At 63.8% G+C, this 24510-nt stretch carries 28 protein-coding genes; 17 read left to right on the top strand and 11 right to left on the bottom strand.

The window, feature by feature from the left end; all coding sequences use genetic code 11:
* The first annotated feature begins 9 nt into the window (after positions 1-9).
* From IGS60_RS20565 to mdcH, 8 genes are read left to right on the top strand one after another with little or no spacing between them, the layout of a single operon-like run.
* Entirely contained in the window at positions 10-876 is an 867-nt protein-coding gene (locus IGS60_RS20565; protein ID WP_230506142.1) for a triphosphoribosyl-dephospho-CoA synthase, read from the top strand.
* Positions 863-1171, top strand: coding sequence for a malonate decarboxylase subunit delta (locus IGS60_RS20560; RefSeq protein ID WP_230506014.1), 309 nt, complete (start codon positions 863-865; stop codon positions 1169-1171). The genes IGS60_RS20565 and IGS60_RS20560 overlap by 14 nt, the downstream gene beginning before the upstream one ends.
* Positions 1168-2022 carry a biotin-independent malonate decarboxylase subunit beta gene (locus IGS60_RS20555; RefSeq protein ID WP_230506013.1) on the top strand — a complete coding sequence of 285 codons (855 nt, stop codon included), beginning with the start codon at positions 1168-1170 and terminating at the stop codon, positions 2020-2022. The genes IGS60_RS20560 and IGS60_RS20555 overlap by 4 nt, the downstream gene beginning before the upstream one ends.
* Positions 2019-2831 carry a biotin-independent malonate decarboxylase subunit gamma gene (gene mdcE, locus IGS60_RS20550; RefSeq protein ID WP_230506012.1) on the top strand — a complete coding sequence of 271 codons (813 nt, stop codon included), beginning with the start codon at positions 2019-2021 and terminating at the stop codon, positions 2829-2831. Before IGS60_RS20555 ends, mdcE begins: the two co-directional genes overlap by 4 nt.
* 54 nt (positions 2832-2885) lie before the next feature.
* Positions 2886-3305 (top strand): malonate transporter subunit MadL, encoded by a 420-nt coding sequence (gene madL / locus IGS60_RS20545; protein ID WP_070218631.1) that lies wholly within the window; start codon positions 2886-2888, stop codon positions 3303-3305.
* Positions 3298-4062, top strand: coding sequence for a malonate transporter subunit MadM (madM, locus tag IGS60_RS20540; protein WP_230506011.1), 765 nt, complete (start codon positions 3298-3300; stop codon positions 4060-4062). Before madL ends, madM begins: the two co-directional genes overlap by 8 nt.
* Positions 4062-4670: a malonate decarboxylase holo-ACP synthase gene (locus IGS60_RS20535; protein ID WP_230506010.1), complete on the top strand. Its 609-nt coding sequence runs from the start codon at positions 4062-4064 to the stop codon at positions 4668-4670. The genes madM and IGS60_RS20535 overlap by 1 nt, the downstream gene beginning before the upstream one ends.
* Positions 4667-5605, top strand: a complete 939-nt coding sequence (mdcH, locus tag IGS60_RS20530; RefSeq protein WP_230506009.1) for a malonate decarboxylase subunit epsilon — start codon at positions 4667-4669, stop codon at positions 5603-5605. The genes IGS60_RS20535 and mdcH overlap by 4 nt, the downstream gene beginning before the upstream one ends.
* Here the strand turns inward: mdcH and IGS60_RS20525 are convergent.
* Both IGS60_RS20525 and IGS60_RS20520 read right to left on the bottom strand, forming a co-directional pair.
* A complete protein-coding gene (locus IGS60_RS20525) occupies positions 5602-7932 on the bottom strand; it encodes a TonB-dependent receptor (RefSeq protein WP_230506008.1) in 2331 nt (776 codons plus the stop codon). The genes mdcH and IGS60_RS20525 overlap by 4 nt on opposite strands.
* Before the next feature lie 301 nt (positions 7933-8233).
* Positions 8234-9481, bottom strand: coding sequence for a PepSY domain-containing protein (locus IGS60_RS20520; RefSeq protein ID WP_230506007.1), 1248 nt, complete (start codon positions 9479-9481; stop codon positions 8234-8236).
* 238 nt (positions 9482-9719) lie between these two features.
* Between IGS60_RS20520 and IGS60_RS20515 the strand changes: the two genes are divergently transcribed.
* From IGS60_RS20515 to IGS60_RS20490, 6 genes are all read left to right on the top strand, one after another.
* Positions 9720-10550, top strand: a complete 831-nt coding sequence (locus IGS60_RS20515) for an alpha/beta fold hydrolase (protein WP_230506006.1) — start codon at positions 9720-9722, stop codon at positions 10548-10550.
* Positions 10551-10561: 11 nt separating this feature from the next.
* The gene (locus IGS60_RS20510; RefSeq protein ID WP_230506005.1) at positions 10562-12097 is read left to right on the top strand and encodes an ATP-binding protein; all 1536 of its coding nucleotides are present in this window, start codon (positions 10562-10564) and stop codon (positions 12095-12097) included.
* A gap of 7 nt (positions 12098-12104) precedes the next feature.
* Entirely contained in the window at positions 12105-13058 is a 954-nt protein-coding gene (locus tag IGS60_RS20505; protein ID WP_230506004.1) for a hypothetical protein, read from the top strand.
* A 72-nt stretch (positions 13059-13130) separates the two neighbouring features.
* Complete coding sequence (locus IGS60_RS20500) at positions 13131-13652, top strand: hypothetical protein (RefSeq protein ID WP_230506003.1); 522 nt, start codon at positions 13131-13133, stop codon at positions 13650-13652.
* A 68-nt stretch (positions 13653-13720) separates the two neighbouring features.
* Complete coding sequence (locus IGS60_RS20495) at positions 13721-14077, top strand: hypothetical protein (protein WP_230506002.1); 357 nt, start codon at positions 13721-13723, stop codon at positions 14075-14077.
* A gap of 67 nt (positions 14078-14144) precedes the next feature.
* Entirely contained in the window at positions 14145-14843 is a 699-nt protein-coding gene (locus IGS60_RS20490) for an aspartate/glutamate racemase family protein (protein WP_230506001.1), read from the top strand.
* 80 nt (positions 14844-14923) lie between these two features.
* On the opposite strand, the gene IGS60_RS20485 is transcribed toward IGS60_RS20490, so the two are convergent.
* From IGS60_RS20485 to IGS60_RS20465, 5 genes are all read right to left on the bottom strand, one after another.
* Positions 14924-15763, bottom strand: a complete 840-nt coding sequence (locus IGS60_RS20485) for a DUF3037 domain-containing protein (RefSeq protein ID WP_230506000.1) — start codon at positions 15761-15763, stop codon at positions 14924-14926.
* Entirely contained in the window at positions 15760-16500 is a 741-nt protein-coding gene (locus IGS60_RS20480) for a HipA family kinase (RefSeq protein WP_230505999.1), read from the bottom strand. The genes IGS60_RS20485 and IGS60_RS20480 overlap by 4 nt, the downstream gene beginning before the upstream one ends.
* A 167-nt stretch (positions 16501-16667) precedes the next feature.
* Entirely contained in the window at positions 16668-17885 is a 1218-nt protein-coding gene (locus IGS60_RS20475) for an MFS transporter (protein WP_086138079.1), read from the bottom strand.
* 282 nt (positions 17886-18167) lie between these two features.
* Positions 18168-18584 (bottom strand): SRPBCC family protein, encoded by a 417-nt coding sequence (locus IGS60_RS20470; protein ID WP_230505998.1) that lies wholly within the window; start codon positions 18582-18584, stop codon positions 18168-18170.
* 19 nt (positions 18585-18603) lie between these two features.
* A complete protein-coding gene (locus IGS60_RS20465; RefSeq protein ID WP_230505997.1) occupies positions 18604-19620 on the bottom strand; it encodes an aldo/keto reductase in 1017 nt (338 codons plus the stop codon).
* Positions 19621-19723: 103 nt separating this feature from the next.
* On the opposite strand from IGS60_RS20465, the gene IGS60_RS20460 reads away from it, so the two are divergent.
* Both IGS60_RS20460 and IGS60_RS20455 read left to right on the top strand, forming a co-directional pair.
* Positions 19724-20647: a LysR family transcriptional regulator gene (locus IGS60_RS20460; RefSeq protein ID WP_070218643.1), complete on the top strand. Its 924-nt coding sequence runs from the start codon at positions 19724-19726 to the stop codon at positions 20645-20647.
* 30 nt (positions 20648-20677) lie between these two features.
* Positions 20678-21136, top strand: a complete 459-nt coding sequence (locus tag IGS60_RS20455; RefSeq protein WP_070218644.1) for a DUF421 domain-containing protein — start codon at positions 20678-20680, stop codon at positions 21134-21136.
* 27 nt (positions 21137-21163) lie between these two features.
* Here the strand turns inward: IGS60_RS20455 and IGS60_RS20450 are convergent, their stop codons facing one another.
* The 3 genes from IGS60_RS20450 to IGS60_RS20440 all read right to left on the bottom strand — a co-directional run bounded on the left by IGS60_RS20450 (position 21164) and on the right by IGS60_RS20440 (position 22734).
* Complete coding sequence (locus IGS60_RS20450; protein ID WP_230505996.1) at positions 21164-21637, bottom strand: DUF6328 family protein; 474 nt, start codon at positions 21635-21637, stop codon at positions 21164-21166.
* Positions 21638-21710: 73 nt separating this feature from the next.
* On the bottom strand, positions 21711-22418 hold the full coding sequence (locus IGS60_RS20445) for a hypothetical protein (protein ID WP_230505995.1): 708 nt from the start codon (positions 22416-22418) through the stop codon (positions 21711-21713).
* Positions 22419-22521: 103 nt separating this feature from the next.
* Positions 22522-22734 carry a hypothetical protein gene (locus IGS60_RS20440; RefSeq protein WP_034751103.1) on the bottom strand — a complete coding sequence of 71 codons (213 nt, stop codon included), beginning with the start codon at positions 22732-22734 and terminating at the stop codon, positions 22522-22524.
* 217 nt (positions 22735-22951) lie between these two features.
* On the opposite strand from IGS60_RS20440, the gene IGS60_RS20435 reads away from it, so the two are divergent.
* The gene (locus IGS60_RS20435) at positions 22952-23416 is read left to right on the top strand and encodes a YidB family protein (protein WP_306798511.1); all 465 of its coding nucleotides are present in this window, start codon (positions 22952-22954) and stop codon (positions 23414-23416) included.
* Positions 23417-23469: 53 nt separating this feature from the next.
* Here IGS60_RS20435 and IGS60_RS20430 read toward each other — a convergent pair whose 3' ends face one another.
* Positions 23470-24495 carry a LacI family DNA-binding transcriptional regulator gene (locus tag IGS60_RS20430; protein WP_230505994.1) on the bottom strand — a complete coding sequence of 342 codons (1026 nt, stop codon included), beginning with the start codon at positions 24493-24495 and terminating at the stop codon, positions 23470-23472.
* Positions 24496-24510: the final 15 nt, after the last annotated feature.

Here is a 24510-nt window from a genome sequence, read left to right as displayed (position 1 = left end):
ATGACGACGATGACAATGACGCCGGTGCGGGAACGCGCCGCCGCGCTGGGGCGGCAGGTGCTGCAGGCGCTGCTCGATGAAGTGACCCTGACGCCGAAACCGGGCCTGGTCGATTTGCGCAGCCGGGGCGCCCACGCGGACTTGAACTGGGCCCTGATGTGCCACTCTGCCTGCGTGCTGGAACCCGTGTTTGCCGCCATGGCCCAAGCGGCTTGGGAAAGCGGCGATGACGATGGCCTGCGCCAGCGCATCGGCGCCATCGGCCGCGAAGGCGAGGCGTTGATGCTGGCAGCGACGGGCGGCGTGAACACGCACCGGGGCGCCATCTGGGCGCTGGGCCTCTTGGCGACGGCGGCGGCGCAGCAGGGCGCGCGCGGCGCATCGCTGACGCCGCACGCCGTGGCGGCGCGGGCCGGCGCGCTGGCCCGTTTGCACGATCGTGGCGCGCCTGCCGTCACCGGCAACAAGGGCGAGCTGGCATGCCGCCAGTACCAGGTGGACGGGGCGCGGGGCCAGGCCCGCGCCGGCTTTCCCCTCGTGACGGGTGCCGGACTGGCGCAGCTGCACGCCTCGCGGGCGCGCGGCGACAACGAGACGACGGCGCGCCTGAATGCCTTGCTGGCGATTATCAGCCAGCTGGACGACACCTGCGTGCTGTCGCGCGGCGGCGAGGCGGCCTTGCTGGACCTGCAGGCGGGCGCGGCGCGGGTGCTGGCGGCCGGCGGCGCGGCTACCAATGCCGGAACGCAGGCGCTGCTGGCGCTGGAAGCGGCGGCGCTGGCGCGCGGCGTGTCGCCGGGCGGCGCGGCGGACTTGCTGGCGGCGACCCTGTTCCTGGACAGATTACAAGAAGGAGAAGCGCATGGAAACGCGTGACTACACATTCCCCGCCGGGCGGCCGGCATCGGGGCGCGCGCTGGCCGGCGTCGTCGGTTCGGGCGACCTGGAAGTGCTGTTGCAGCCCGCCGGCGATGGCGTGACCCGCATCGTCGTCAACACCTCCGTCGACGGCAAGGGCGCCGTCTGGGATGCGCTCTTGCTGCGCGTCTTCGGCGGCGAGCTGCTGCCGGCGGCGACCATCGTCATCAACGATTGCGGCGCCACGCCGGGCGTGGTGCGCATGCGCATCGAGCAAGCCTACGAAGAATTGCAAGCGGGGAGGGCGGCATGAGTACATTACAACAACTGCTTGAGCGCGACAGCTTCATCGAACGCGGCGCGCGCAGCCGTGCCAAGGCCTTGCTGGATGCAGGCAGCATGCGCGAACTGCTCGACCCGTTCTGCGGCATCGCGTCGCCGTGGCTGCCGCAGCAGGGCGTCACGGCCCAGGCGGACGACGGCGTGGTGGTGGCCAAGGGCCTGTTCGACGGCCAGCCGGCCGTGGTGCTGGCCATCGAGGGCGCCTACCAGGGCGGCAGCATGGGCGAAGTGGGCGGCGCGAAGATCGCCGGGGCGCTGGAACTGGCGGCGCGCGACAACCGCCAGGGCGTGCCGACGCGCGCCGTGATCCTGTTCGAGACGGGCGGCGTGCGCCTGCAGGAAGCCAACCTGGGCCTCGCTGCGATTGCAGACATCCATGCGGCCATCGTCGACCTGCGCCGCTACCAGCCCGTCATCGGCATCACGGCCGGTACCGTCGGCTGCTACGGCGGCATGTCGATCGCGGCGGGCTTGTGCAGCTATTTAGTAGTGACGCGCGAGGCGCGACTGGGTCTCAATGGCCCCGCCGTGATCGAGCAGGAGGCGGGCGTGGACGAATTCGACTCGCGCAACAAGCCATTTATATGGAGCCTGACGGGCGGCGAACAGCGCTTTCACAGCGGCCTGGCCGACGCCTATGTGGAAGACGATACGGCGCAGATGCGCGCCATGGTGGCCGAGCTGTTCGCACGCGGCGTGCCGGGCCGGCACCGCAGCGACCAGGCGGAAAGCTACCTGGCGCGTCTGGCCGATGTCGACGCGGCCGTGCAAGCCACGCCGGAAGCCGTGCGTTTGATCTACAGCAAAGGAGCCGCAGCATGAACGCCATCACCGACACGAGCCGGGGCGCCGTCTGGCTGGCGGCCCTGACGCACAACGCCGCGCCGCTGGACGGCTATCCGCCTTCCGTGCGCGTGGTCGATGCGCCGCTGGCCGGCGCACCGGCGCGCTATCTGGCCGTGCTGCCGGACCCGGACAACCGTTTTACGCGCGCCCGCACGGGAGAAATCGGCCTGGTCGAGGCGTGGCAGCTCGCGCGCGCCGTGCAGCAGGTGATTGTTGAAGACCGCGACCTGGCCGTCAAGCGGCCGTTTGTTGCCGTCATCGACGTGGCCAGCCAGGCGTATGGCCGGCGCGAAGAAGCCTACGGCATCCACCAGGCGCTGGCCGGCTCGGCGGGGGCTTACGCCGAGGCGCGCCTGGCCGGCCATCCCGTCATCGGCCTGATCGTCGGCAAGGCCATGTCGGGCGCGTTCCTGGCGCACGGCTACCAGGCCAACCGCCTGATCGCGCTCGACGATCCGCAAGTGATGGTGCACGCGATGGGCAAGGCGTCGGCGGCGCGCATCACTTTGCGCACGGTGGAAGCGCTCGAAGCGCTGGCCGCGACGATTCCACCGATGGCTTATGACGTCAAGAATTACGCGACCCTGGGCCTGCTGTGGCAAACCTTGCAGGTGGCGCAGCCCGACCATCCTTCGGCGCAGGACACGGCTGCCGTCGACGCCTGCCTGCAGACGGCGCTGGCTGACATCCGCGCCGATCCGGAAAGGGACCTTTCCAGCCGCCTGGGCGCGCTGCACCGCCAGGCGTCGGCAAAAGTCAGGGAGGTGCTACGGCAGCAGTGGTAAGTGAAATAACAGAGAAGACACCAAGTCATTCCTATTCCAATAACGGAGACAATCATGATCATTTACGGAACCGCACTGCTGGCCCTGTGCCATTTGCTCGGCATCTTCCTGGGCGACCTGCTCGGGCAGCTGATGGGCGTCAAGACCAACGTGGGCGGGGTGGGCATCGCCATGCTGCTGCTGATCTGCGCCCGGCTCTACATGCAGCGCCGATCCTGGCTGCCGCAGATGACGGAGCGGGGCGTCGAATACTGGGGCGCCATGTATATTCCCGTGGTGGTGGCCATGGCGGCGCAGCAGGACGTGGTCGCGGCGCTGCGCGGCGGGCCGGTGGCCGTACTGGCCGCCATCGGTTCCGTGCTCGTTTGCGGCGCCGTGATCTCGCTGATGAACCGGATGGAAACCGCGCGCATGGAAAACCCGGCCGCCGCCGAAGCGGAGTCGATGCTGGTCAAGGAGCACCGTCATGCTTGAGCTCTTTGAAAAAGCCGCCATCCACAATGGCCTGGTGACGGCATTCGCCTTTGTCGGCCTGATCATGCTGGTCTCGATGGCGCTGTCGAAATACCTGACCTTCGGCCGCGTGCACGGCTCGGCCATCGCCATCGTGATCGGCCTGGGGCTCGCTTACAGGGGCGGCGTGCATAGCGGAGGCCACAAGGGCCTGGCCGATTTGTCGCTGTTCGGCGGCATCGGCCTGATGGGCGGCGCCATGCTGCGCGACTTCGCCATCGTCGCCACCGCCTTCGAGGTGCAGGCGACCGAGGCGCGCAAGGCGGGCCTGATCGGCCTCGTGGCGCTGCTGCTGGGCGTGGTGCTGCCGTTTCTCGTCGGCGCCGGCGTCGCTTACGCGTTTGGCTATTCGGACGCCGTCAGCATGACCACCATCGGCGCCGGCGCCGTCACCTACATCGTCGGCCCTGTCACGGGCGCGGCCATCGGCGCCAGCTCGGACGTCATGGCGCTGAGTATCGCGGCAGGCCTCATCAAGGCCATCCTCGTGATGGTGGGCACGCCCGTCGCGGCGCGCTTTTTGCGCCTGAAGACGCCCCGTTCGGCGATGGTCTTCGGCGGCCTGGCCGGCACCGTCAGCGGCGTGTCGGCGGGCCTGGCCGCCACCGACCGCAAACTGGTGCCGTATGGCGCGCTGGTGGCCACCTTCCACACGGGCCTGGGCTGTCTGCTGGGGCCTTCGCTGCTGTTCTTCGCCGTCAAGGCGGTGGTGGCCTGATGGACGGCTGGCGCGCGCATGATTTGCTGTGGGTGTCCGGCATGCCGGACGGTGCATCCTTGCCTGCCTGGCTTGATGCCGCGTGGCTGGCCGCCGCGCCGCTGGTGGTGCGGCGCGCCAGCTGCGCGCCCGGGCGCATTCCCGTGGGCGTGCGCGGCCTGCTGCGCAGCGAGCGGCAGGCGTGCGAAGTGGACGCTGCCGCCGTCGTGCGCCGCGTGACGCCGGAGATGGTGGCGAGGATGCCGCTGCCTGATTTTTTCTCTGCCGCGCTGGACGCGCTGCGGCAGGTCGCACCCCTGCTCGACGCCACGGGCTGGGCCTGGGGTCCAACGGGCGGCGTGGGTTTCGCGCTGGCCAGCGGCTTGCCCGTGCTGCGGGCCGACAGCGACCTCGATCTCGTGCTGCGCATGGCCGCGCCGCCGGACGCCGCGCAGGCCGACGCCTTGCGCGCCATCGCCGCCAAGGTCACGGCGTGCCGGCTGGACCTGCAGATCGACACGGGCCATGGCGGCTTTGCGTATGCCGAGTGGGCGGCGGGGCGGGGCCGGGTCTTGCTGAAGACGGATCGCGGTCCCGTGCTGACGGCCACGCCATGGGAGCTTGCATGAGCGTGCTGTTTACCTTTCCCGGCCAGGGCGCCCAGACTCCGGGCATGCTGCACGCGCTGCCCGGCGACGCGGCGGTGGCGGATACCCTGGCCGAGGCGGCTGAAGTGCTGGGCCACGATCCCTTGAAGCTGGACACGGCTTGCGCGCTGGCGTCGACGCGGGCCGTGCAACTGTGCTTGCTGATCGCGGGCGTGGCCATGGCGCGCTCCCTGGCCGCGCGCGGCGCGCTGCCCGACATGGTGGCCGGCTTTTCCATCGGCGAGTATGCGGCGGCCGTCGTCGCCGGCGCGCTCGATTACGGCGATGCCGTGCGCCTGGTGGCGCGGCGCGGACAGTTGATGGAGCAGGCGTATCCCACCGGTTACGGCATGGCGGCCATCATCGGCCTGGATCTGGCGCAATTGGAACCCTTGCTGGCCCGGGTGCACTGCGCCGCCACGCCCGTGTATATCGCCAACCTGAATGCGCCGCGCCAGACCGCCATTGCCGGCAGCGAGCCTGCCTTGGAGGCCGTGATGGCGCTGGCCCTGGCGCACGGCGCCGGCAAGGCCAAGCGCCTGGCCGTCAGCGTGCCGTCGCACTGCCCGCTGCTGGAAGGCGCCGCGCTGGACTTGCGCGCGGCTTTCGACGGCGTGGCCATGCGCCGGCCGTCGCTCGTCTACCTGAGCAGCAGTGCGGCGCGTGCGCTGTTCGACCCGGCCCGCATCCGCGACAGCCTGGGCGCCAACATGGCGCAACGCGTGCAGTGGAGCAGTACCGTGCGCCTGGCGTGGGAGCGGGGCGCCCGGCTGGCACTGGAAATGCCGCCCGGCAGCGTGCTGACGCGCCTGACGGCGCCCGACTTCACGGATGGCGTTGCCGTCTGCTGCGACGGCAACCGGGGCGACAGCCTGCTGGCGCTGGTACAGCGGGAGCGCAACGGCGCCGCGCCTTAAAGTTTGGCGCTCAATCCAAGCTGGAAGCCACGGCCCGGCAAGGGCGCGATGTATTTCAGTGGAGAGTTGTGCGGCCTGGCATCGACATCGAGCAGGTTGCTCCCGCTGATGAACACCTCGACGCTGGCAAACGGCGAATCCGGCACCTGCAGTGCGCGGCTTACCTGGAAGTTCACCATGGTGTAGCCGTCGAGCGGCACTTCCTCGCTGACGCTCTTGCCCAGGTACTTCTGCTTGTCGTAGCGGGTGCCTGACAACCGCGTCTTCCAGCCCTGGTTTTCCCACTGCAGATTGGCGCCGTAGCGGTTGGTGGGCATGTTGGGCAGGTAGGCGCCGTCATTGTGCGCGCGCAGCTTGTCGGGATTGTCCGCCTTGTTCTTGACCAGGTCAGCAAATGCGGAGAGGTTCAGCTTGCCGTAGGCGCCGAGTTGAACGGTCTGTGAGGCATCGATCTCGAATCCCCGGACCGTCGTATCGGTCTGCTTCCAGTATTTTAATGGCAGGCGATTGGCCATCTGGGCGCCCGAATGGCCAAGGTAGATATAGTTCTCGTATTTCATGACGTAGCCCGTCGCGGACAGCTGGAAGCCGCGATTGGCAAACAAACCGGTCAGTTCCGTATTCCTCGCGCGCTCGGTCTTCAAGTCCTGATTTCCCTCTTCCTGGGTCATGATCGAATAGTGGCGGTTGCTCGCATACAACTCATTGACGTCGGGCGCTCTTTCCGACGCCGAGTAGCGCAGCTTTGCGCCGAACAGCTGGCCAAGCCTGGTTGAAGCGCCCAGGCTGTAGCTGTTCAGGCTGAACGACTTGTCGTCGAGTTTGGAGTTGCTTGCATTCCTCGACGTCCTGAATCCGCTCTTGCGGATGTCGTGCTCCACGTTTTCATGGCGAAAGCCCGCATCGAAGGTGGCCCAGTCGAATTCCAGGTTTTGCTTGACGAACAGGGCGCGGCTGAGCGTGCTTGCGTCGGGCAGGTACAGTTGCGTTCCGCTGCCGGTGATATCCCTGGCCTTGTAGCTGAGGCCAAGCAAGCCGCTCAAGGGACCGGCGCGCCGCTGCGCCAGCAGGAGCTCGGCTTGATTCGTGTCGAACCGGTAGTCGTTGGCTTTGGCAGCACCAAGGCGCTCTCCCGATGCATTGTTCAGGCGGGACACGCGCAATTGCGCGCTTTCAATGTACGCGACGGGGTCGCGCAGATGCGCTTCCAGCGCATATTTATCCTGCTTGATGATCACGCCGACGGGCAGCCCCTCGTCATAGTTCGCCCCGAACGACTTGTTTTCCATGGAAAAGCCCGGCACGCCATATTCGCTTTCCTTCGCATCGAGGCTGACGGCCACGTAGCCGCGATCGAAAAAGTAGGTGCTGCCGACGCCAAAGTGGGCATTGCTGGCGTGGCTGTTGCCCAGGGTGCCGTGGTAATCGGGCGTCACGTCCTTGTTGATCTTGTTCTGGGTCATCGATGGCGTGCCCGGCACGTAAGCGGGGTTGGCCGGATTGACGTAGGTCTTGCGCTGCCAGACGGAGGTCGGATTATTGGTGTAGAAGGAAAAATCGCCGTCCGCCCAGTCCGGATTTTCCTTCATGAACTGGTCGATAAACGGCTGCGACGCCTTGTTGTAGACCTGCTGGATCCGCGCTTCTTTCTGGCAACTGTCGGCCAAAAACGTATTCACGCCGCCTTTCACAGGGAACAGCTGGCTGTTGCACAAGCCGGCCTTGCTGTTGCCGGGAATATCGTAATGGCCGATGTTCTGGAATGACAGCTGCAGATTCGTCGAAAAGCGCTGCCCGTCGTTGAAGTTCGCGCGCAAGCCTTGCGCGTTCGCATCATTGAAGCCCTTGCGCAGCACCAGTTCCACATCCTTCGGCTGGTCCTCCATCTTCCTGGAAATGAGGCCGGAATCGACGTCGACGCTGCCGCCGATCGCATTGCCGCCGAAACGCACGCTATCGGACGATTTGTTGACGGTGACGCTGCGCGCAAACAGGGGATCGAACGGGATGTTGATGTCGCCGCTGAGCGCATTCATGCCGAGGATGGACTGGCCGTCTTCGAGGATCTGCACGCGGCTGCCGCTCAGGCTGCGGATCACCGGTGCGCCCGCATTCGGCCCGAAGGCGCTGCTTTGCACGCCCGAGACATGCTCGAGCATGCCGCCCAGCGTCCTGTTCCGGGCTTGCGTATTCTCGACCAGAACGACGCTGTCGATGTTTGAAGGCTTGTCTGCCCGGACCTTGATGGTTTGCAGGGTGACGTCGTCCGCCGCATAAGCGAGTGGGGCGGTGGACAGCATGGCGGCTGCGAATACGTGATGGCGCATGGGACTCTCTAAAAATGCGGAATGGGGTGCTGGCGCGGGATGCAGGCGCAGCGCGATGGTATAGATGCAATCGAGTTGCAATAATAGCCGGCACGCCATGCTAATGCAAGTAAATTGCATTTGAGGTTTGGGATGGCAAGCGCGCAGCGCAGACGGCCGGCAGGTGCCGGCGACTGTGGTGCAAAGTGCGGAGGTGCGAGGGGCGTTGCGCGTTGCGCGTGATGATGCCGGCGGCAATGCGTGCGGCGCAGGCCGAGTCAGTCCGCCTGCGCCCTTATGAAGTGGCTACTTGAGGTGAATGTCAGCGGCTTTTCGCCTGCAGCCGGCGTGCGCGGCGCTTTCTTTCCCAGATGACGATGCCCGTCACCGACAGCATGGCGACCATGAGGCCCATGCAGGACATCAAAATACGCCCCGGCAAGCCGAGGATGCGGCCCGAGTGCAGGGGGAATTGCAGTTGCACGAAGACGTCGGCGGCCGTGCCTTCCCATGGCTTGTGCTGGCCGATGATGCTGCCGTCCATGCCGTCGACGTACAGGTTCGACAAGCCCATGCCGGCCGTGCCGAATTCATCGGCCGGGTCGAAGAACGAGACGTTGTAGAACGAATAATTGCCGCCATAATAAATGCCGCCGATGGGCGCCGCGATGCCGCGCTGCACGGCTTGCTTTTTCGCAATGTCCACCGCCTGCTCGAAGCCGATGGCGGGCGTGATGTAACTGCCGTACGGCGCCGGCGTCTGCGTTTCATACGGTCCCGGCGTGGTGGTGGAGACGAGCGACATGACGGGGTAAAACACTTCGCGGTACAGGTTCAGCGAGAACGACGTGAACGCGACGACGATGATGACGGCCCACACCCACAGGCCGCCCGCGCGGTGCAGATCGAAATTGAGCTTGTAGCCGCCGGCCGCCCAGCGCACCACCCAAGACGGTTTCCACCGCTGCCACCAGCTGGCGGCGTCGCGGTGGCGCGGCGCCTCGTCCGGGGCGCGCTGGCGCAGACGGCGCGGCGTGGTCAGATACAAGGCCACCATGCTGTCGAGCAGCCAGATGAGGGCCACGCTCCCCATCAGCCAGTAGCCCCAGCGGTCCGTGCCCCAGAACGCGGGCACGTGCAGGCTGTAGTGCAGATGGCGCAAGAACGGCATCAGGCTGCGGCGCGACAGGGAAATGGCCGCCGAATCGCGCGTGCCCGTGATCTGCGCCGTGACGGGGTCGATGTAAACGGTGTTGTAGCCGAGCACGAACGGTTTACCCGTGGCCGGATCGGTCAGCGGGCGCACCATGAAGGCGGCCGCATGGCCTTCTTCCAGGCCCAGGGTCATGTAATTGACTTCCACGCGCGGGTCGGCGGCCGCCACCTTGTGCGCCAGCGCGAACGGCGCCTGCAGGGGGCCGCGGCCCGGGGTGTCCATGATGTCGGCATTGAGCCATTCATCGAGTTCATGGTCCCACGACGTGACGGCGCCCGTGAGTCCCGCGATGATGAGGAAGAGGGCGATGGTCAGGCCGGCCCAGCGGTGTATGACAGTCCAGAAAGCGCGCATGCGGTACAAACCTTCAACATGAAACCGGCTTGTTGCCGCCAGCAGGCGCCAGAGCGGCGCACAGGAAAACGCCAAGCATACGCCTGGTAGTTTGATAATGGGAATCGTTCTCATTATCCGCCGTGGCCAGGCGTTTGTCCAGCGCCAATGGTGTTGCCCAAGGTCAAATCGCGCATGTTAAGATGCTAGCAATAAATTAATTTACATTCCACATGGAAATATCCAAGGCTGAAGCGGCATGCGTATAGAAGATCGGAACAATGTCCGCGTAAGCGAACGCAGCGGTGCATCGCAGGCGGGCGCGGCAGCCACCATGGTGTTCATGCACGGTTTTGGCTGCGACCAGACCATGTGGCGCTATCTGGAGCCGCTGTTCCGTCCCCGTTACCGCACCGTGCTGTTCGACCTGGTCGGCAGCGGCGCTTCGGACCTGGGCGCCTATGATTTCGATCGCTATGCGCGGCTCGACGCACATGGCGCCGATTTGCGCCAGATCATCCATGCCGTCGGCGGCGGCCCCGTCATTTGCGTGGGCCATTCCGTCAGCGCCATGAGCGCCTTGCTGGCCAGTATCGCCGAGCCGGACCTGTTCGCCGCGCAAGTCATGCTGGCGCCGTCGCCGTGCTATGTCGACGATGCGGCGGCCGGCTACCGGGGCGGCTTCAGCCGTGCCGATATCGACGACTTGCTCGATGCCATGGACAGCAATTACCTGGGCTGGTCCGCCGGCATGGCGCCGGCCATCATGGGCGCGCCCGGCCAGCCGGCGCTGGGCAAAGACCTGGCAAGCAGCTTTTGCCGCACCGATCCCGCCATCGCCCGGCATTTCGCGCAAGCGACGTTTTTGTCCGATCACCGCGCCATCTTGCCGCACAACCGCACGCCGGCCCTGATCGTGCAATGCAGCGACGACTTCATCGCGCCGCCGCCCGTGGGCGTGTACTTGCGCGAAACGCTGCCGCACAGCAGCCTGCACGTGGTCGAGAATATAGGCCATTGCCCGCACATGAGCGTGCCCGATGCCAGCTACCGCGCCATCCGCCACTTTCTCGACGGCCTGCACCTGTAATGCGGGACGCGATGCCTTCCTTGCCTGATACCGGTACCTTGTTCCAGCATGCGGCCTGCGGCTTGCTGCTGTGCACAGCCGACGGCACTATCGTGCAGGCGAACGCCACCTTTTGCGGCTGGCTCGGTTATGGTGCCGGGGAATTGCTCGGGAAAAAGAAACTGCAGGACTTGCTGACCATCGGCGGGCGCGTGTTCCATCAGACGCACTGGCTGCCGCTGATGCAGGTGCAGGGCAGCGTGTCGGAAATCCTGCTCGACATGCGCCAGCGCCACGGGCAATCCATCCCCATGCTGTTCAACGCCGTGCGGCGCGTGCACGAGGGCGTGCGTTATGACGAGATCGCCGTCTTTGTCGCCAGCGACCGCCGCAAATACGAGCAGCAGCTGCAGTTGGCGCGCAAGGAAGCAGGCGAGCTCAACGAACAACTGGCGGCCGCCGACCGGCGCAAGGACGAGTTCCTGGCGACCCTGGCGCACGAGTTGCGCAATCCGCTGGCGCCGATCCGCAACGTGCTGGAAGTGCTGCGCCTGGCGCAGCTGGACGATCCGCAGCTGCGCTGGGCCCGCGACGTGCTGGGGCGGCAAGTGGGGCACATGACGCACCTGGTCGACGATCTGATGGAAGTGTCGCGCATCACGCGGGGGCGCCTGGAATTGCGCCGCGCCAGCGTGGAGCTGGCGCCCGTGGTGGAAGCGGCCCTGCACAGCGTGGCGGAGCTGGCGGCGCAATCGGGCCACAAGGTGCACGTGGAGCAATGGCCGCAGCCGATCTGGCTCGACGCCGACGCCACGCGCGTGGGGCAGATGATCGCCAACCTGCTGACCAATGCCGTCAAGTACACGCCCGCCAACGGCGTCATCTGGCTGGAAGTGGCCTGCACGGAAAACGACGTGCACATTACCGTGCGCGATTCGGGCATCGGCATTGCGCCCAAGCACCTGGACACCGTCTTCGACATGTTTTCGCAGCTGGAGCCGGCCCTGTCGCGCGCGCAGGGCGGCCTGGGCATTGGCCTGTCGCTCGTGCGGGGCCTGGTCGAATTGCATGGCGGCAGCATCAGCGCCCGCAGCGACGGCGTGGGGCAGGGCAGCACGTTTGAACTGCGCCTGCCGCTGCCCGCCGTGCCCCTGCAAGCGCCGCCCGAGCCCAACCGCCGCTTGCTGGCCGGCACGCGCGAAGGCAAGGTGCTGGTCATCGACGACAGCGCCGACGCGGCCGAAAGCCTGGCGCTGGCGCTCGACATCCTCGGTTATGAAGTGCGCACGGCCTACGATGGCGCGGCCGGCATGGCGGCCGCGCAAGCTTGTATGCCGCGCGTGATCCTGCTCGACATCGGCTTGCCGCACATGAATGGCTACGACGTGGCGCGGCTGCTGCGCAGCGAGCCCTGCGGTCAGAACGCCATCCTCGTGGCCGTCACGGGCTGGGGCCAGGACAAGGATCGCCAGATGGCGTCCGACGCGGGCTTCGATCTGCACCTGACCAAGCCTGTGGATTTTTATGAGCTTGATGCGGTGCTGCAAAAGATGCTGCAGGCGCAGTGAGGGACATATGCTGTGTCAACAATCATCGCGCAGCGTGATCCAGGAAGAATGGCATCTGCCTGACTTGCTGGATGGCGCCCGCGCGCTGCACGATGCCTTGCTCGATTATGCAGGCGATGGCGTGTATGCCGACCTGCTCCTTCCCTGGTTGCGCGACAATCCGCAGGTACTGGGCTGGCTGCGTTCATTTGCGCAAAGGCAAGGAAATCCTGTTCCGCCGGCAAGCAAAGAGGAATTGTGGGTATTGCACGCGTTCAGCCGCATAGGCCAGCTGCTGATCTTGCCCTTGCAGCAGGGGCGCGGCAATGGGGAAGGCTGGGCCGGACCGCCGCTGTCGCTCGCCGAGTATGAGGCTTTCGTCGAGACGCTGGGCATGACGGTGCTGCGGCCGGCACAATTTTCGCCTTTTTATCACGAGATAGTCGAGCTGCAGCCCGCTGGGTCTGCGCATGCGCGCGCCGCGATCTTGGCGTGGCGATGGCCGTGCGTGATGCTCGGCAACATGCTGTTTTCGCGTGGCGGCGTCGATGTCTGCGCTGGCAAGACAATTTTCAAGCCCGGCATCGCCGACGCATCGACGCTGTACTGGGCTGACCGCCGCAAGGGACGCCCTGTCAACGACCTGTCGCATGGATGGGGCAGCAATTCGCAATGGCGCACGTCTTTCCGCCGCGACTATGTCGTCGGCGATACGCGACTTTACAATGTGGATGGCAAGTATGATCTGGCCACGAAAGGGACCGATACGGCAGATGACGGCCGGTTTCCGGTGCTGACCCTGGCGGAAAGAATTGAGCTGCTGACGCAGCGATGCCTGGTCAGCAGCACGAAGGCCCATGATGAGCTGTGGCCCTATGACGACTGCTGGCGCGATTCGGCAGACAACGGCGGCGTGCGGGAGCGTTGGCCGCGCTGGCTGTCAGCCTTGCTCGGCAGCGGCAAGCGGGGAACAAATGCGTGAAACCGCGATACGGGATGCAAGCGAACTCCACCCGGTGTCGGCATGACAATCACCGGTATTGAATGGAAAAACATGGAACAACTGACAGAATTGGAAATCGCCTTTTTTCAATTGCGCATGGGTTTTGGCCCGGCGGACCGCTGTGTCGACTGGGCCGTGGAGCGTTTGCGCCTGGATGAGGAAGGCGACGACCTCGAGGTCGTGCTGCTGGCCAGCGCCCGCGGCCGCGATGAGGTGCTGCCCCTGGCCGAGGCCATCATCGAGCGCTACCGGGGTGTGCAGCGTCTCAGTGACCAGTTTCTGGCGGGAAAATTCATCGTCGAATTGCGCGCCGCCTATCTGGCAGGCCGGGAAAGCGTGTCGTCGCTCGACGCCATCCTGACCCGCCTGTACCCGGCGCTTCGCTATCCCGACTGGCTGGTCATGCTGAGCCGCAATTGCGAGTATGCGACGGACGTACCCGATTTCGAGCAGTCGTTCGAGGATGAATTCCACTATATCTCCAGCCTGTGGGCGCAGTCGGAGAGCCTGGCCGCGTTCGAGGGCGAATACAGCCGCGCGACGTCGGACCGGCATGATGTGGGCTGTGCTTGAGAAGGGGCATCTGACTGTACTATGAAAAAAATCGATATTTTTGTCTGTTCCGAAGCCGAGATGCGCGCATGTGCCAGCTGGCAGGATGCTTTCGATTCTTTCCCGTCACCGGCATCACCTTGCCCGGCGAACTGGATTTTGTGTCGCTGGGGCAATTGCTGACGTTCTCGAAGGTGCCTGCCATCCGGCATGTGCCTTTTCCGGGCCGCGAGCTGTACACGTTCAGCGCTGCGATTGCGCAGGCGTTCGAGCGGATGGCGGCCGACGATCTGGCCGATATCGCGGTGGCATGGGCGCAGACCGCGCCATGGGCCGGGCTGGAGGTCAATCCCGTCGATCTGGCAGGATTCCTGATGGAGTTGAAAGCGAACTGGCATCGATCCGCCACACCGGATAAAGTCTTGTTCCTGTGGCTGGACGCCTGATGGGCAGAACATGGCTGGCGATGGCCGCCGTATAATTTTCACAATCATTTTGCGGGGAATAAGGTACATGCAAAACAAGACGATAGGACTCATCGGCGGCATCGGCTGGGCTTCCACCCTGGAATATTATCGCTTGCTTAATGAAATGCTGGTGGCGCGCCTCGGCCCCGCGCATAGCGCGCGCATCATGCTGGTCAGCATCGACCAGGCCGATTTCGTCGCGCACGCGGCGCAGCCCGATTCCCGCGCCATCGAGCAATTCCTCGTCGCGGAAGGGCGTCGCCTGCAAGGCATGGGCGCGGATTTCTTCCTGCTGTGCGCAAACGGCGCCCACCGTTTCGCCCCGGCCGTCGTGCCGCGCATCGGCTTGCCTTTTATCAGCATCGTCGAGGAAACGGCGAAGCGGGTGCGGCAGTCGGGTGTGCGCAAGGTTGGCTTGCTGGGCGTCAAGCAAACGATGGCGGGCCGCTTTTATCACGATGCGCTGGAGCAGCAGGGCATCGCGACGGCGACGCCCGATGCGGCCGACCAGGAAATCCTGCACGATATTATCTACACGGAACTGGTGCAGAATATCTTTACCGATGCGAGCCGGAACATTTTCCTGGAGATCATCGAGAAACTGCGGCGGCAAGGCGCGCAGGGCGTGATTTTGGGCTGCACGGAGATTCCGCTGCTGATCCAGCCCGGCGATGTCGACTTGCCGCTATTTAATACCACGGCGATTCACTGCGAGGCGGCGGTGGCGTTTACCATTGCGGAGTAGCGATCCTGGACATGCATGGGCATTTTGAGCGGTACTGCCACGTTCAAGATCGCTACTACTATGATGATCAGGCGCTATAGTCAGCTTCTGTCAGTAGCGAATTTGAGAATTTGACGTTCATCGTCTGCGGCCACGACCTGTACATTTTCAGTCAGCAAATCTTGTCGAATCTCCTGGAATGCATAGTAAGGCTTGGTGTTGGCTGCCGGTTGCGTAACCGGGAACAGCACTTTTGGTGGTAGTGCATTGCGTTTGCGTAAGCGCCGTACTTTATCAACCCATTGACCGCCATGCGTGAGGATTTTGGTGCTATCGCCTTGGGCAAGGTACAAGGGCTTGATCACTCGCTCAGCTTTGCCTTCAACCATGTTGACAAAGGGGAAGTTTACGGCGAAATCGTCCGTACCAACCTTTTCACGTTGATATCGTGCGCCGACTTGCGCGTTGAACAGGAGTTTGCGAACGTTGTTTTCCAATAAACGCTCTTGATATTCTTTGGTTACAAAGTTGCGTTCGACATAATGATCAAATAGCTGCAGAAGTTTGGCCTTGGGATCCTCGGCCAGGACGACGCGCTGGTCGGCAAACTGCAGCATCGCTTCTCGTGGGCGAACTACTTCAGCAAACAGATTTCTTGCGAGCACTACGTCGGGCTGCGTTTTTCGTCCATCCAATGCCAGTCGACGAAGCTCAAGAGCGAAGCGATCCATCTCTTCTTTAAAAAGTTGGCGGCCATCCAGGTAGATTTGACGGTCAAGCTGATGAAAGAATTGCGTGATACGGCCATACCGCTTCAGTATGCGGAAGCCAAAGAAGCGCGCTTCGGGGGCGATCAGTGCGATACCGACGTTGGCGAACTCTCCGGTTTCCACAAACGGGCGAAATCGCAAAAGAGCATATTGGCAGGCGAACTTTTTCATGGGGTATTCCAAAAATCTTCTTGGCGGCAACGCTGCAGGCAGGTCTCGATTTCATCCCACGTTACATCTGCAGGTACGCCATCATCAACATACCACCAAGAGTCGGGTATGTTAGCACGGATGCCCGACAATCTTGACAAAATTGCCTCTAACTTGCTTATGTAGTGTTCGCGTTGAAAATGGTCGCTGAAAATGTCGTTCCACCTGCTCGCAAATACATGCGTTTTCAGGAAGTTGACTGGATCGAAGTACCGGTCAAAGGCTTGGTTATGGTCGATCACGACCAATTCTGAGTTCTGCATGTCCCAAAGCAAGTTAGGATTGCCGCCACGTGCGGTCAAATGACGATCTTCGTTATGCAACCACCAATCAAAAACCAACACATCGCTTGCCAGTTGATCCGGCACAAGGTCTCGTGTGATCGCTGTCAGCTCTTGTGGATGTGGAAGTTCTCTCGAGGCAAATACTATCCCGCTACCGAGTTGGCTGATATTGGGAAATGCATTTGCCTCAATGAGTTCTTCAGCCACTTTGGCCAATGCATATTCTGCGATCGGAAGGCCAAATGCCGTCGCCAGCTGCGCCGAGACCCACTCGCAAATCTGGCTGCGTCGACCAGCTCCCTTGCCTTTGATAAAGTAAATCGCTCCATCGTCACCTCGGCAAATAAATGGTTCTGTTATGCCTTGCTGCGCCCGCCCGAGGACCTCGTCAATGAAGATGGTCGCTGTATTCACAGATGCCAGCTTTCAGATTTGTACCTGGCGATGATTGCTTTGTTCATGGCTTGCACGCTTCATCATGTAAAGAAATCGGATGCGCAGGAGTTGCGAGATCCGATCCTTATCCATGATATAGGAAATGATAACGATACAAATAAAATTATCATAGCTATGTGCACTCATCAAGCCGGCTGCGCACCGCCCAGATTGCGGCTGCGGTTTTCCACCAGCACGGAAATGCCGAGCACGACGATGCCGCCGCAGGCCAGCATGGCGCCCACCCAGCCCGTCGAGCGCAAGCCCATGCCCATGGCGATGGCGATGCCGCCGGCCCAGGCGCCCAGCGCGTTGGCGATGTTGAAGGCGGAATGGTTGAGGGCGGCGGCCACGGTTTGCGCGTCGCCGGCCACGTCCATCAAGCGCGTCTGCACGGCCGGGGCGACGGCGATGCCGGCGCCGATGGCGAACAGGTTGATCGCCGTCAACCAAACATTGCTGCTGGTATAGGTAAAGGCGGCCAGGGCGGCCACGTTCCACAGCAGCACGCCGAAGATCGTCCACAGGCGCGAGCGGTCGGCCAGCCAGCCGCCGATCAGATTACCCACCGTCATGCCCACGCCGATGATGGCCAGCAGGATCGAGATGACGAGGGGCGACACTTTCGTGATTTCCAGCAAGGTTGGCGTAATAAACGTGTAGACGGCGAACATGCCGCCGAAGCCGATCGCCACCATCAACAGGGTCAGCCACACTTGAAGGCGGCGGAACACGCCCAGTTCGCGGCGCGGGCTGGAATCGCCGGCAGCGACCATCGGCACGAAGATGCGCACCATCAGCATGGTCAGCAAACCCAGCGCGGCGACCAGCAAAAAGGCCGAGCGCCAGCCCAGGGTCTGGCCGATGTAGGTGGCCAGCGGCACGCCGAAGATATTTGCGACCGTGAGGCCCATCAGCACGCGGGCGACGGCCTGGCCGCGCCGGTCCGGTTCTGCCAGGGCGGCCGCCACCAGCGCTGCCACGCCGAAATACGCGCCATGCGGGATGCCGGCGACGAAGCGGGCGACGACCAGCAAGCCGTAGTTGGGCGCGATGGCGCTGAGCAGGTTGCCGCCAGCGAACATCAGCATCAAACAGATCAGCATCAGCCGGCGCGGCATGCGCGCCAGGAAGATCGTGATCAGGGGCGCGCCGATGACCACGCCCAGCGCGTAGGCGCTGATCATGTGGCTCATCTGGGGCAATGTCGTGCCCAGGTCGTCGGCCACGACGGGCAGGATGCTCATGGAGGCGAATTCGCCCGTGCCGATGGCGAGGCCGCCGATGGCCAGGGCCAGGTCGGCATAGCCAGCGCCAAAAGGCGCGGTGACGCGCGGAATCAATGGGTCTACGGAGGCGTGCATGTTCTTGTTGTTTGGGTAAAGAATGACAGGGTGGAGAGGCGCGCGGTGGCCCGGCCGGAAGTGGCAATGCGCCACCAGAGTCGACGGCTGGCTGGTATTTTCGGGAATTAGTACTTCCCAAAGACAACATTGTAAAAGATTCGGGCAAGCTCTGCTGGGCGACGGCTAAAATCTGCTGCACTGCACACAACAGCGATGGCGCTTGTTGTTAACGATAACACGGAATGCGCGCGATTCCGCCGCAGGGCAGGCGAAGAAAACCTGGCTGTGGCGGAAATGGTCTTACTTCGCCAACGTTTGCTGCAGCGCTTCCAGTCCCGCCACGTAGATCCCGTGGAACAAGTCGGTTACTTCCTGCTCGCTCACGCCCACGGGCGTGAAGCGGCCCGACCAGGTGACCCGCGCGCCAGCGCCGCCTGCCAGGGGTTCGACTTGCAGGGTGGACAGATAATCGCTGGCGGGAAACGGCGCCTGCAGGATGGAATAGCTGTAGCTGCGCGCCGTGTTGTCGTACGCTTCCAGTTGCTCGACGATGACGTCGCCGGCCGGATTGGCCAAGTGGCGGATGCGGCCCCCGTCGCTCAAGGTGCTGCTGGGAATGTAGGGCAGCCAGTCGGGCAGCGAGTCGAAGCCGCCGATCATTTGCCAGACCTTTTCCGGTGTGGCGGCGATGTCGATGGAGGTGGTGGTGTGGGCCATGGTGCGTTCCTTGTATCTATTAGTTGGAGCCGGTTGGCAGCGGAGCATTGGCGGCTACCAGCTGTTCGGCGCGCATGTCGTGCCAGAACGCGGCGGGGATGACGCTGTGCAATGCTTGCTGATCTTCGGCCAGGCGTTCGGGACGGCTGGCGCCGGGGATCACGGCGGCCACGGCCGGATTGGCCAAGGAAAACTGCAGGGCCGCGGCCTTCACGCTGACGCCATGGCGCGCGGCAATCGCCTTGATACGTTCCACTTTGACAATGATCTCGGGCGAGGCCTTCTGGTATTCGAAGTGCGCGCCGCCGGCCAGGATGCCCGAGCTGTAGGGGCCGCCCACGACGATGTCGACGTGTTGGCTTGCCGCGGCCGGCATCAGCCTCTGCAGCGCCCGTTCATGGTCGAGCAGGGTGTAGCGCCCGGCCAGCAGGAAGGCATCGGGCTGCGCTTCGCTTAAATCGAGGGTCAGTTCCAGCGGTTCCACCTTGTTCACGCCCACGCCCCAGGCCTTGATGACGCCTTCTTCGCGCAAGCGGGTCAGCACGCGGAAGGCGCCCGTGCGGGCAATCTCGAATTGCGCCAGCCAGTTGTCGCCATGGAAGTCTTGCGCAATGTCATGCACCCAGACGATGTCGAGGCGGTCCGTGTCCAGGCGTTTCAGGCTGTCTTCGATCGAGCGCAGGGTGGCGTCGGCCGAATAGTCGTCGACAATTTTGTTCTTGCGGCCGAATTCGAACAAGCCGCCTTTTTCGCCCAGTTCGCGGGCAGCCGGGTCTTCCAGTTCGTCGAGGATGAGGCGGCCGACCTTGGTGCTGAGCACGTAATCGTCGCGGCGGCGCTGCTTCAGGGCGGCGCCCAGGCGCAGCTCGGCCAGGCCGGCGCCGTAGAACGGGGCCGTATCGAAATAGCGGATGCCCGATTCCCAGGCGGCATCGATGGTGGCCAGCGCTTCTGCTTCGGGAATGTTGCGGAACATATTGCCCAGCGGCGCCGTGCCGAAACCGAGTTTGCCTGTCAGTAAGTGTTTGATCGTCATGGTGTTTTTCCTTCAATGAGTGAGTCAATGGAGACAGAATAGCTGGACAAGTTAAGCCTGTCCAAGACATAATTGGCGCAACTTGAGTCCTGAAAGGTCTGACATGTTGGACATACGCCAATTGCAATACTTCATCGCCGTCGCCGAGGAAGAACATGTGGGACGGGCCGCCGAGCGCCTGCATATTTCCCAATCGCCGCTGAGCCGGCAAATCGCCCAGCTCGAAGAGAAGCTGGGCCTGACCTTGTTCGAGCGCAGCGCCCAGCGCATCCGCCTGACGCGCGACGGCCACACTTTCCTGGCCGAAGCGCGCGCTTTTATTACCCACGGGAACCGGCTGGAAGCGCTGGCCAAGCGCCTGGGGCGCGGTGATGAAGGGGGCTTGTGCATCGGCTACATCGAAAATGCCATGCATGCGGGCGTCTTGCCGGACGGCTTGCGCACCTTGCGCGCCACGCGGCCGCAAGTGCACGTCGCCCTGTACAACCTGCATTCGGCCGAGCAGATCGAGGGCTTGCGCCAGCGCAGCCTCGATATTGCGCTGCTGTGCGAACCGCCGCTGCCGAACGACCCGGACCTCGATTGCGCGCAGGTGCTGAGCGACCCCATGCTGCTGGCCTTGCCGGAGACGCATCCGCTGGCGCACAAGGCGGATCTGACGCCCGAGGACCTGGCGGGCCAGGAGTGGATTGCCGTGCTGCACAAAGAAAGCGTGCTGAAACACGATAACTTCATCGCCGCCTGCGCGCGCGCCGGCTTTACGCCCGATATCCGCATGGAAGCAACGGAGCCGCTGACGGCGCTGGGTCTGGTGGCGGCGGGCCTGGGCATGGCCATGATCCAGCACAGCCTGCGCCAACACGCGCCGGCCGGCGTCGTCGTGCGCGAGCTGCCGTGGTTCAGCTACCGCACGCCATTGTGGCTGGCCTGGCACAAGGTGAATTTGCGCCCGCTGGTGGGGATCTTCCGTGCAACCTTGCTGGAACAAGCCAGCGGTGTGGCCATGGCGGGGCAAAAAGACGTATAAATAAGGCAATCATCTGTCGGGAGGATTGCCATGTTCGATCTGGAGGTGCCGGTGTGGGAACTGGTGGTGCGCGCCGTCATCGTCTACCTTGCCTTGCTGCTGATGGTGCGCATGACGGGCAAGCGGACGGTGGGGCAATTCACGCCGTTCGACTTGCTGGTGGTCATGTTACTGAGCGAAGCCGTATCGAATGCCTTGTCCGGTGGCGACGATTCCGTTCCCGCCGGCCTGGTGCTGGCCTTGACCCTGATCTGCCTCAACATGCTGATTGCGTGGATCACCTCGCGCAGCCGCAAGCTCGCCGAGCTGGTCGATGGCACGCCCGTGCTGCTGGGCCGCGATGGCGTGATTTTCGATGATGTCGTCAAGAAATGCAGGGTGGCGGGCGGCGATGTCGAGCAAGCGCTGCGCGAGGCCGATTGTCCCTTGCCGGACATGAAATGCGCGTTCCTGGAAGCGGACGGCAAGATCACCATTCTGCAAAAATAGCCGCGGCGGCCAGCCACGCCTATACGCCTATATTTTCTTGCTGCGTTTCAAGTGCAAGGGCAGCAGCCACCACAGGCAGACGATCAGCGTGCCCATCAGGACGCTGGCGACGATGCCGGGCACGTGGCCAAAGACTTCCGACATCACCAGATTGGTGCCCAGGATAAACGCCAGCGCGAGCGAAAAGGCGCCGCACATCATGATGCGGTCGGCCACGCGCTTGAAGCGTTCGCGGTCTTGTAGGGGGCGCATCACGCGGTGCTGGATGGCTGGCGCGCTGAGCAGCACCAGACTGGTCATGGAGAGGAAAAACGTCAGCAGGAAGACGACCTTTTCCGTCTGCACGATCTTCGCGAAGCCGCCGTTGAAGGGCAGGATGATGAGGAAGGCCGTCAGCATCTGCGCGCCCGGCAAGAGGATGCGCAATTCGCTGAGCAGGTCGGACAGGTCGCCGTCGTCGCTTGGCTGGTCATCGTCTTGCTGCTGTCGCGCGTGTGGCATGGGGTGGTCCTTGAGGTAGTGATGTGACCAGTCTATGCGCAGGCGCCCGCGCTGACTGTGGGCGCGCGCACCTTCAGGAGCATTGCGCGATGTGTTGGCGCAAGCGCCACAGCGGTGTCGAGACGATGGCCGTGGCGCTGTGCGAGGCGTCATGGCCGCAATGGCCGCAGCTGTGGCGGCGGTGCGGTGCCAGCGCGAAGCTGCCCAGGTCCAGGTGCGGATGGCCGCAGCGGGCGCAGTCGCTGCAGTCCAGCGGCGTGCCTGCCTGCAAGGCGGCGGCGTAGGCTTGCGCGGCGGGCGGCGTGAGGTTCAGCTGGACGATGTCGGGCGGGAACAGGCCGGGCAGGGCGCGGCAATCGATGGCCAGCGCGGCCGCGTCGCGCGCCAGCAGGCTGCCGCCATCATTGGCCAGGGCGCGCAGTTGCAGCAAGCCATCGGGGGACAGGCGCAAGGTGGTGGCGTGAAAGCGGCCGGGGTCGAACAGTTCCGGATACAGCACATAGCCCATGGGGCTGGCGTGCTGGCGGCAGCGCATCTGCCGCGTCGCCTGCCAGTCGGCCAGGTCGGCCTTGGCGCCCCAGTAGCACTGGTGCGTGCGGCACCAGTGGCGCGCCGCGCCATTGCGAAATTTTCCAGCCGACAGCAGGTCGCACAGCACGATGGCATCGCAGCCCGCGCCGGCGCGAAAGTGCCCGGTGATGTGCTGCGTGGTGACGGCGAGATGGCCCGTGCTCGCTTGCAGGGGCCAGCAGATGCCGGGCAGGGTCAGCGGCGTGGGCAAGCGCGCCTCCGCGCGGCGACCGGCTTGCCAGCCGCCATGGCGTAAAAAAGCCCGCCGGCTGGGGCGGGCCGTGCTGACGGGAATGCCTGCGGCATGGCCCGGTTTATTCTTCCGTATCGGCCAGGGTGACGATGGCGCGCGCCCACTTCGAGTATTTCAAGTTCGCCAGATCGCGCACGGTCTTGATATTGAACGCCTGCTTGAGCAGTTCCGCATCCTTCTCGCTCACGCCTTGCAGCGCATCGACGGGGGCATCGGCAATTTCCTTGAACGTCTTTTTTTCGTAGGCTTTGTCTACCGCTTTATTGATGTTCATGTGTTGATACTCCTCAGTAAGTAGGAAAATTAATTCTACACGGTTTTGTAACTCGTCAATTTACGCTTGCATGTTGTGCCGAACTAAATATGATGGAGGTGGGTGAGGCTGCGGCCGAGCCTGGTTTTGTTCCGCCTGTTAAATTGTAATTATAGCATTTGAATTATGTATAGTATAATTGTTGCGTGTGTCGGCGACTATGCGCCGGCCTTACCGGATGCCGCTGTATGCGGCACCAATTGACAGCGTTCAGGAGAATACGATGAGTTTGCTAGATCAACTTGCAGGACAGGCGATGAGCGCTTTGGGCAACAAGGGTGCGGACGGCGAAGCCTCGTCGGGACTGATGGCCAGCGTGATGGACCTGGTCAACCAGCATGGCGGTTTGCCCGGCCTGCTGCAGAAATTCCAGGAAAGCGGCCTGGGCGACCAAGTGGCCAGCTGGATCGGCACCGGCGCCAATGCGCCCGTCTCCGGCGATCAGATCAAGGATGCGCTGGGCGCCGACACGATCACCGAGATCGCTGCAAAAGCGGGCGTCGCCCCGGACGCGGCCTCGGGCGGCCTGGCCGCCTTGCTGCCCCAGCTGATCGACAAGCTGACGCCGAACGGTCAAGTACCTGAAGGCAATGACCTGGTCAGCCAGGGCTTGAATATGCTCAAGGGCAAGATCTTCGGTTGATATTCATTGCCGCAGAACTCAAAAACCTCGCAGCGATGCGAGGTTTTTTGTTTTCAGGCGGCGGCCATCATGCCGAAGTGGGGAGGCGCGCCGGTCAGCCTTGCCGTACTCCCTTCCACCAGATACGAACAATAGCGGCGCCGCTCGGCGATGCCGCCGCGCCGTTCCATCAGCTCGCCCAGCATGGCGACGGCGTCGGCGGCCATCTTTTGCACGGGCTGGCGCAGGGTGGTGATGTCGTAGCTGAGCCAGCCCGATGCTTCCAGCGCGTCGAAGCCGGCCACGGACATTTGCAGCGGCACCTGGATGCCCATCTGGTGGCGTGCCGTGTCCAGGCAGCCGATGGCCATGATGTCGTTGCCGCAAATGACGGCGTCCGGCACGCGTCCCAGGCGGTCGATGACTTTGCGCAAGCCATGGCCGCCGCTGGCGTAATCGTAGTTGCCGCTGACGACGATGGGCGCGGGCAAGCCCAGTGTGAACAGCCGGTCCAGCACGCCGGTCTTGCGCTCCTGCGCGACGGCCGAGTCGCCGGGGCCGTCGATGACGGCGAACTGGCGGTGGCCCGCCTCGGCCAGGCGCGAGACGAGCAGGCGCGCCGCTTCGCCCTGGTCGCACAGCACCGCGTGCACGGCGTGTTCGCGCGGGCTGCGGTTGAACAGCACCAGCGGCACGTCGCGCCGGCCGAATTCGGCCATCTGCTCGTCCGACAGGCAGGCGGCCACGACGGCGCCATCGACCTGGTATTGCCACACATCGCTCAAGACCTTGCCGATGTCTGCTTCGCGCTCCAGGGTAAACAGCAATAAACGCTTGCCCTGGCGGGCGATTTGCTGGCTCAGGTCGGACAACACTTGCGGATAGTACAGATTGGCCAGGTTGGAAATGATGACGGCCACCAGATTCGAGCGCCGCGTGATCAGGCTGCGCGCGGCCGCGTTGGGGATGTAGTCGAGGCTGATGGCCGCCTGCATGACCTTGGCGTGGGTGGCGGGCGAGACGCTGGCGCCCGGCTTGAAGCAGCGCGACACGGCCGATTGCGACACGCCGGCCAGCAGGGCCACGTCATACGAGGTCACGCGCCGTCCGGCACC

Source organism: Janthinobacterium sp. FW305-128 (assembly GCF_020858135.1).
Taxonomy (GTDB): Bacteria; Pseudomonadota; Gammaproteobacteria; order Burkholderiales; family Burkholderiaceae_D; genus Janthinobacterium.
This window is presented reverse-complemented; position numbering and strand designations above follow the sequence as displayed.

Coding starts and splice junctions, on each gene's coding strand:
- IGS60_RS20525 (WP_230506008.1), bottom strand. CDS start 7,932: ATGCGCCATCACGTATTCGCAGCCGCCATGCTGTCCACCGCCCCACTC.
- IGS60_RS20440 (WP_034751103.1), bottom strand. CDS start 22,734: ATGAACATCAATAAAGCGGTAGACAAAGCCTACGAAAAAAAGACGTTC.
- IGS60_RS20515 (WP_230506006.1), top strand. CDS start 9,720: ATGCGTATAGAAGATCGGAACAATGTCCGCGTAAGCGAACGCAGCGGT.
- IGS60_RS20470 (WP_230505998.1), bottom strand. CDS start 18,584: ATGGCCCACACCACCACCTCCATCGACATCGCCGCCACACCGGAAAAG.
- IGS60_RS20500 (WP_230506003.1), top strand. CDS start 13,131: ATGGAACAACTGACAGAATTGGAAATCGCCTTTTTTCAATTGCGCATG.
- IGS60_RS20465 (WP_230505997.1), bottom strand. CDS start 19,620: ATGACGATCAAACACTTACTGACAGGCAAACTCGGTTTCGGCACGGCG.
- IGS60_RS20555 (WP_230506013.1), top strand. CDS start 1,168: ATGAGTACATTACAACAACTGCTTGAGCGCGACAGCTTCATCGAACGC.
- IGS60_RS20455 (WP_070218644.1), top strand. CDS start 20,678: ATGTTCGATCTGGAGGTGCCGGTGTGGGAACTGGTGGTGCGCGCCGTC.
- madM (WP_230506011.1), top strand. CDS start 3,298: ATGCTTGAGCTCTTTGAAAAAGCCGCCATCCACAATGGCCTGGTGACG.
- IGS60_RS20520 (WP_230506007.1), bottom strand. CDS start 9,481: ATGCGCGCTTTCTGGACTGTCATACACCGCTGGGCCGGCCTGACCATC.
- mdcH (WP_230506009.1), top strand. CDS start 4,667: ATGAGCGTGCTGTTTACCTTTCCCGGCCAGGGCGCCCAGACTCCGGGC.
- IGS60_RS20505 (WP_230506004.1), top strand. CDS start 12,105: ATGCTGTGTCAACAATCATCGCGCAGCGTGATCCAGGAAGAATGGCAT.
- IGS60_RS20475 (WP_086138079.1), bottom strand. CDS start 17,885: ATGCACGCCTCCGTAGACCCATTGATTCCGCGCGTCACCGCGCCTTTT.
- IGS60_RS20435 (WP_306798511.1), top strand. CDS start 22,952: ATGCCGCTGTATGCGGCACCAATTGACAGCGTTCAGGAGAATACGATG.
- IGS60_RS20565 (WP_230506142.1), top strand. CDS start 10: ATGACAATGACGCCGGTGCGGGAACGCGCCGCCGCGCTGGGGCGGCAG.
- mdcE (WP_230506012.1), top strand. CDS start 2,019: ATGAACGCCATCACCGACACGAGCCGGGGCGCCGTCTGGCTGGCGGCC.
- IGS60_RS20560 (WP_230506014.1), top strand. CDS start 863: ATGGAAACGCGTGACTACACATTCCCCGCCGGGCGGCCGGCATCGGGG.
- madL (WP_070218631.1), top strand. CDS start 2,886: ATGATCATTTACGGAACCGCACTGCTGGCCCTGTGCCATTTGCTCGGC.
- IGS60_RS20535 (WP_230506010.1), top strand. CDS start 4,062: ATGGACGGCTGGCGCGCGCATGATTTGCTGTGGGTGTCCGGCATGCCG.
- IGS60_RS20495 (WP_230506002.1), top strand. CDS start 13,721: ATGTGCCAGCTGGCAGGATGCTTTCGATTCTTTCCCGTCACCGGCATC.
- IGS60_RS20450 (WP_230505996.1), bottom strand. CDS start 21,637: ATGCCACACGCGCGACAGCAGCAAGACGATGACCAGCCAAGCGACGAC.
- IGS60_RS20510 (WP_230506005.1), top strand. CDS start 10,562: ATGCCTTCCTTGCCTGATACCGGTACCTTGTTCCAGCATGCGGCCTGC.
- IGS60_RS20460 (WP_070218643.1), top strand. CDS start 19,724: ATGTTGGACATACGCCAATTGCAATACTTCATCGCCGTCGCCGAGGAA.
- IGS60_RS20490 (WP_230506001.1), top strand. CDS start 14,145: ATGCAAAACAAGACGATAGGACTCATCGGCGGCATCGGCTGGGCTTCC.
- IGS60_RS20485 (WP_230506000.1), bottom strand. CDS start 15,763: ATGAAAAAGTTCGCCTGCCAATATGCTCTTTTGCGATTTCGCCCGTTT.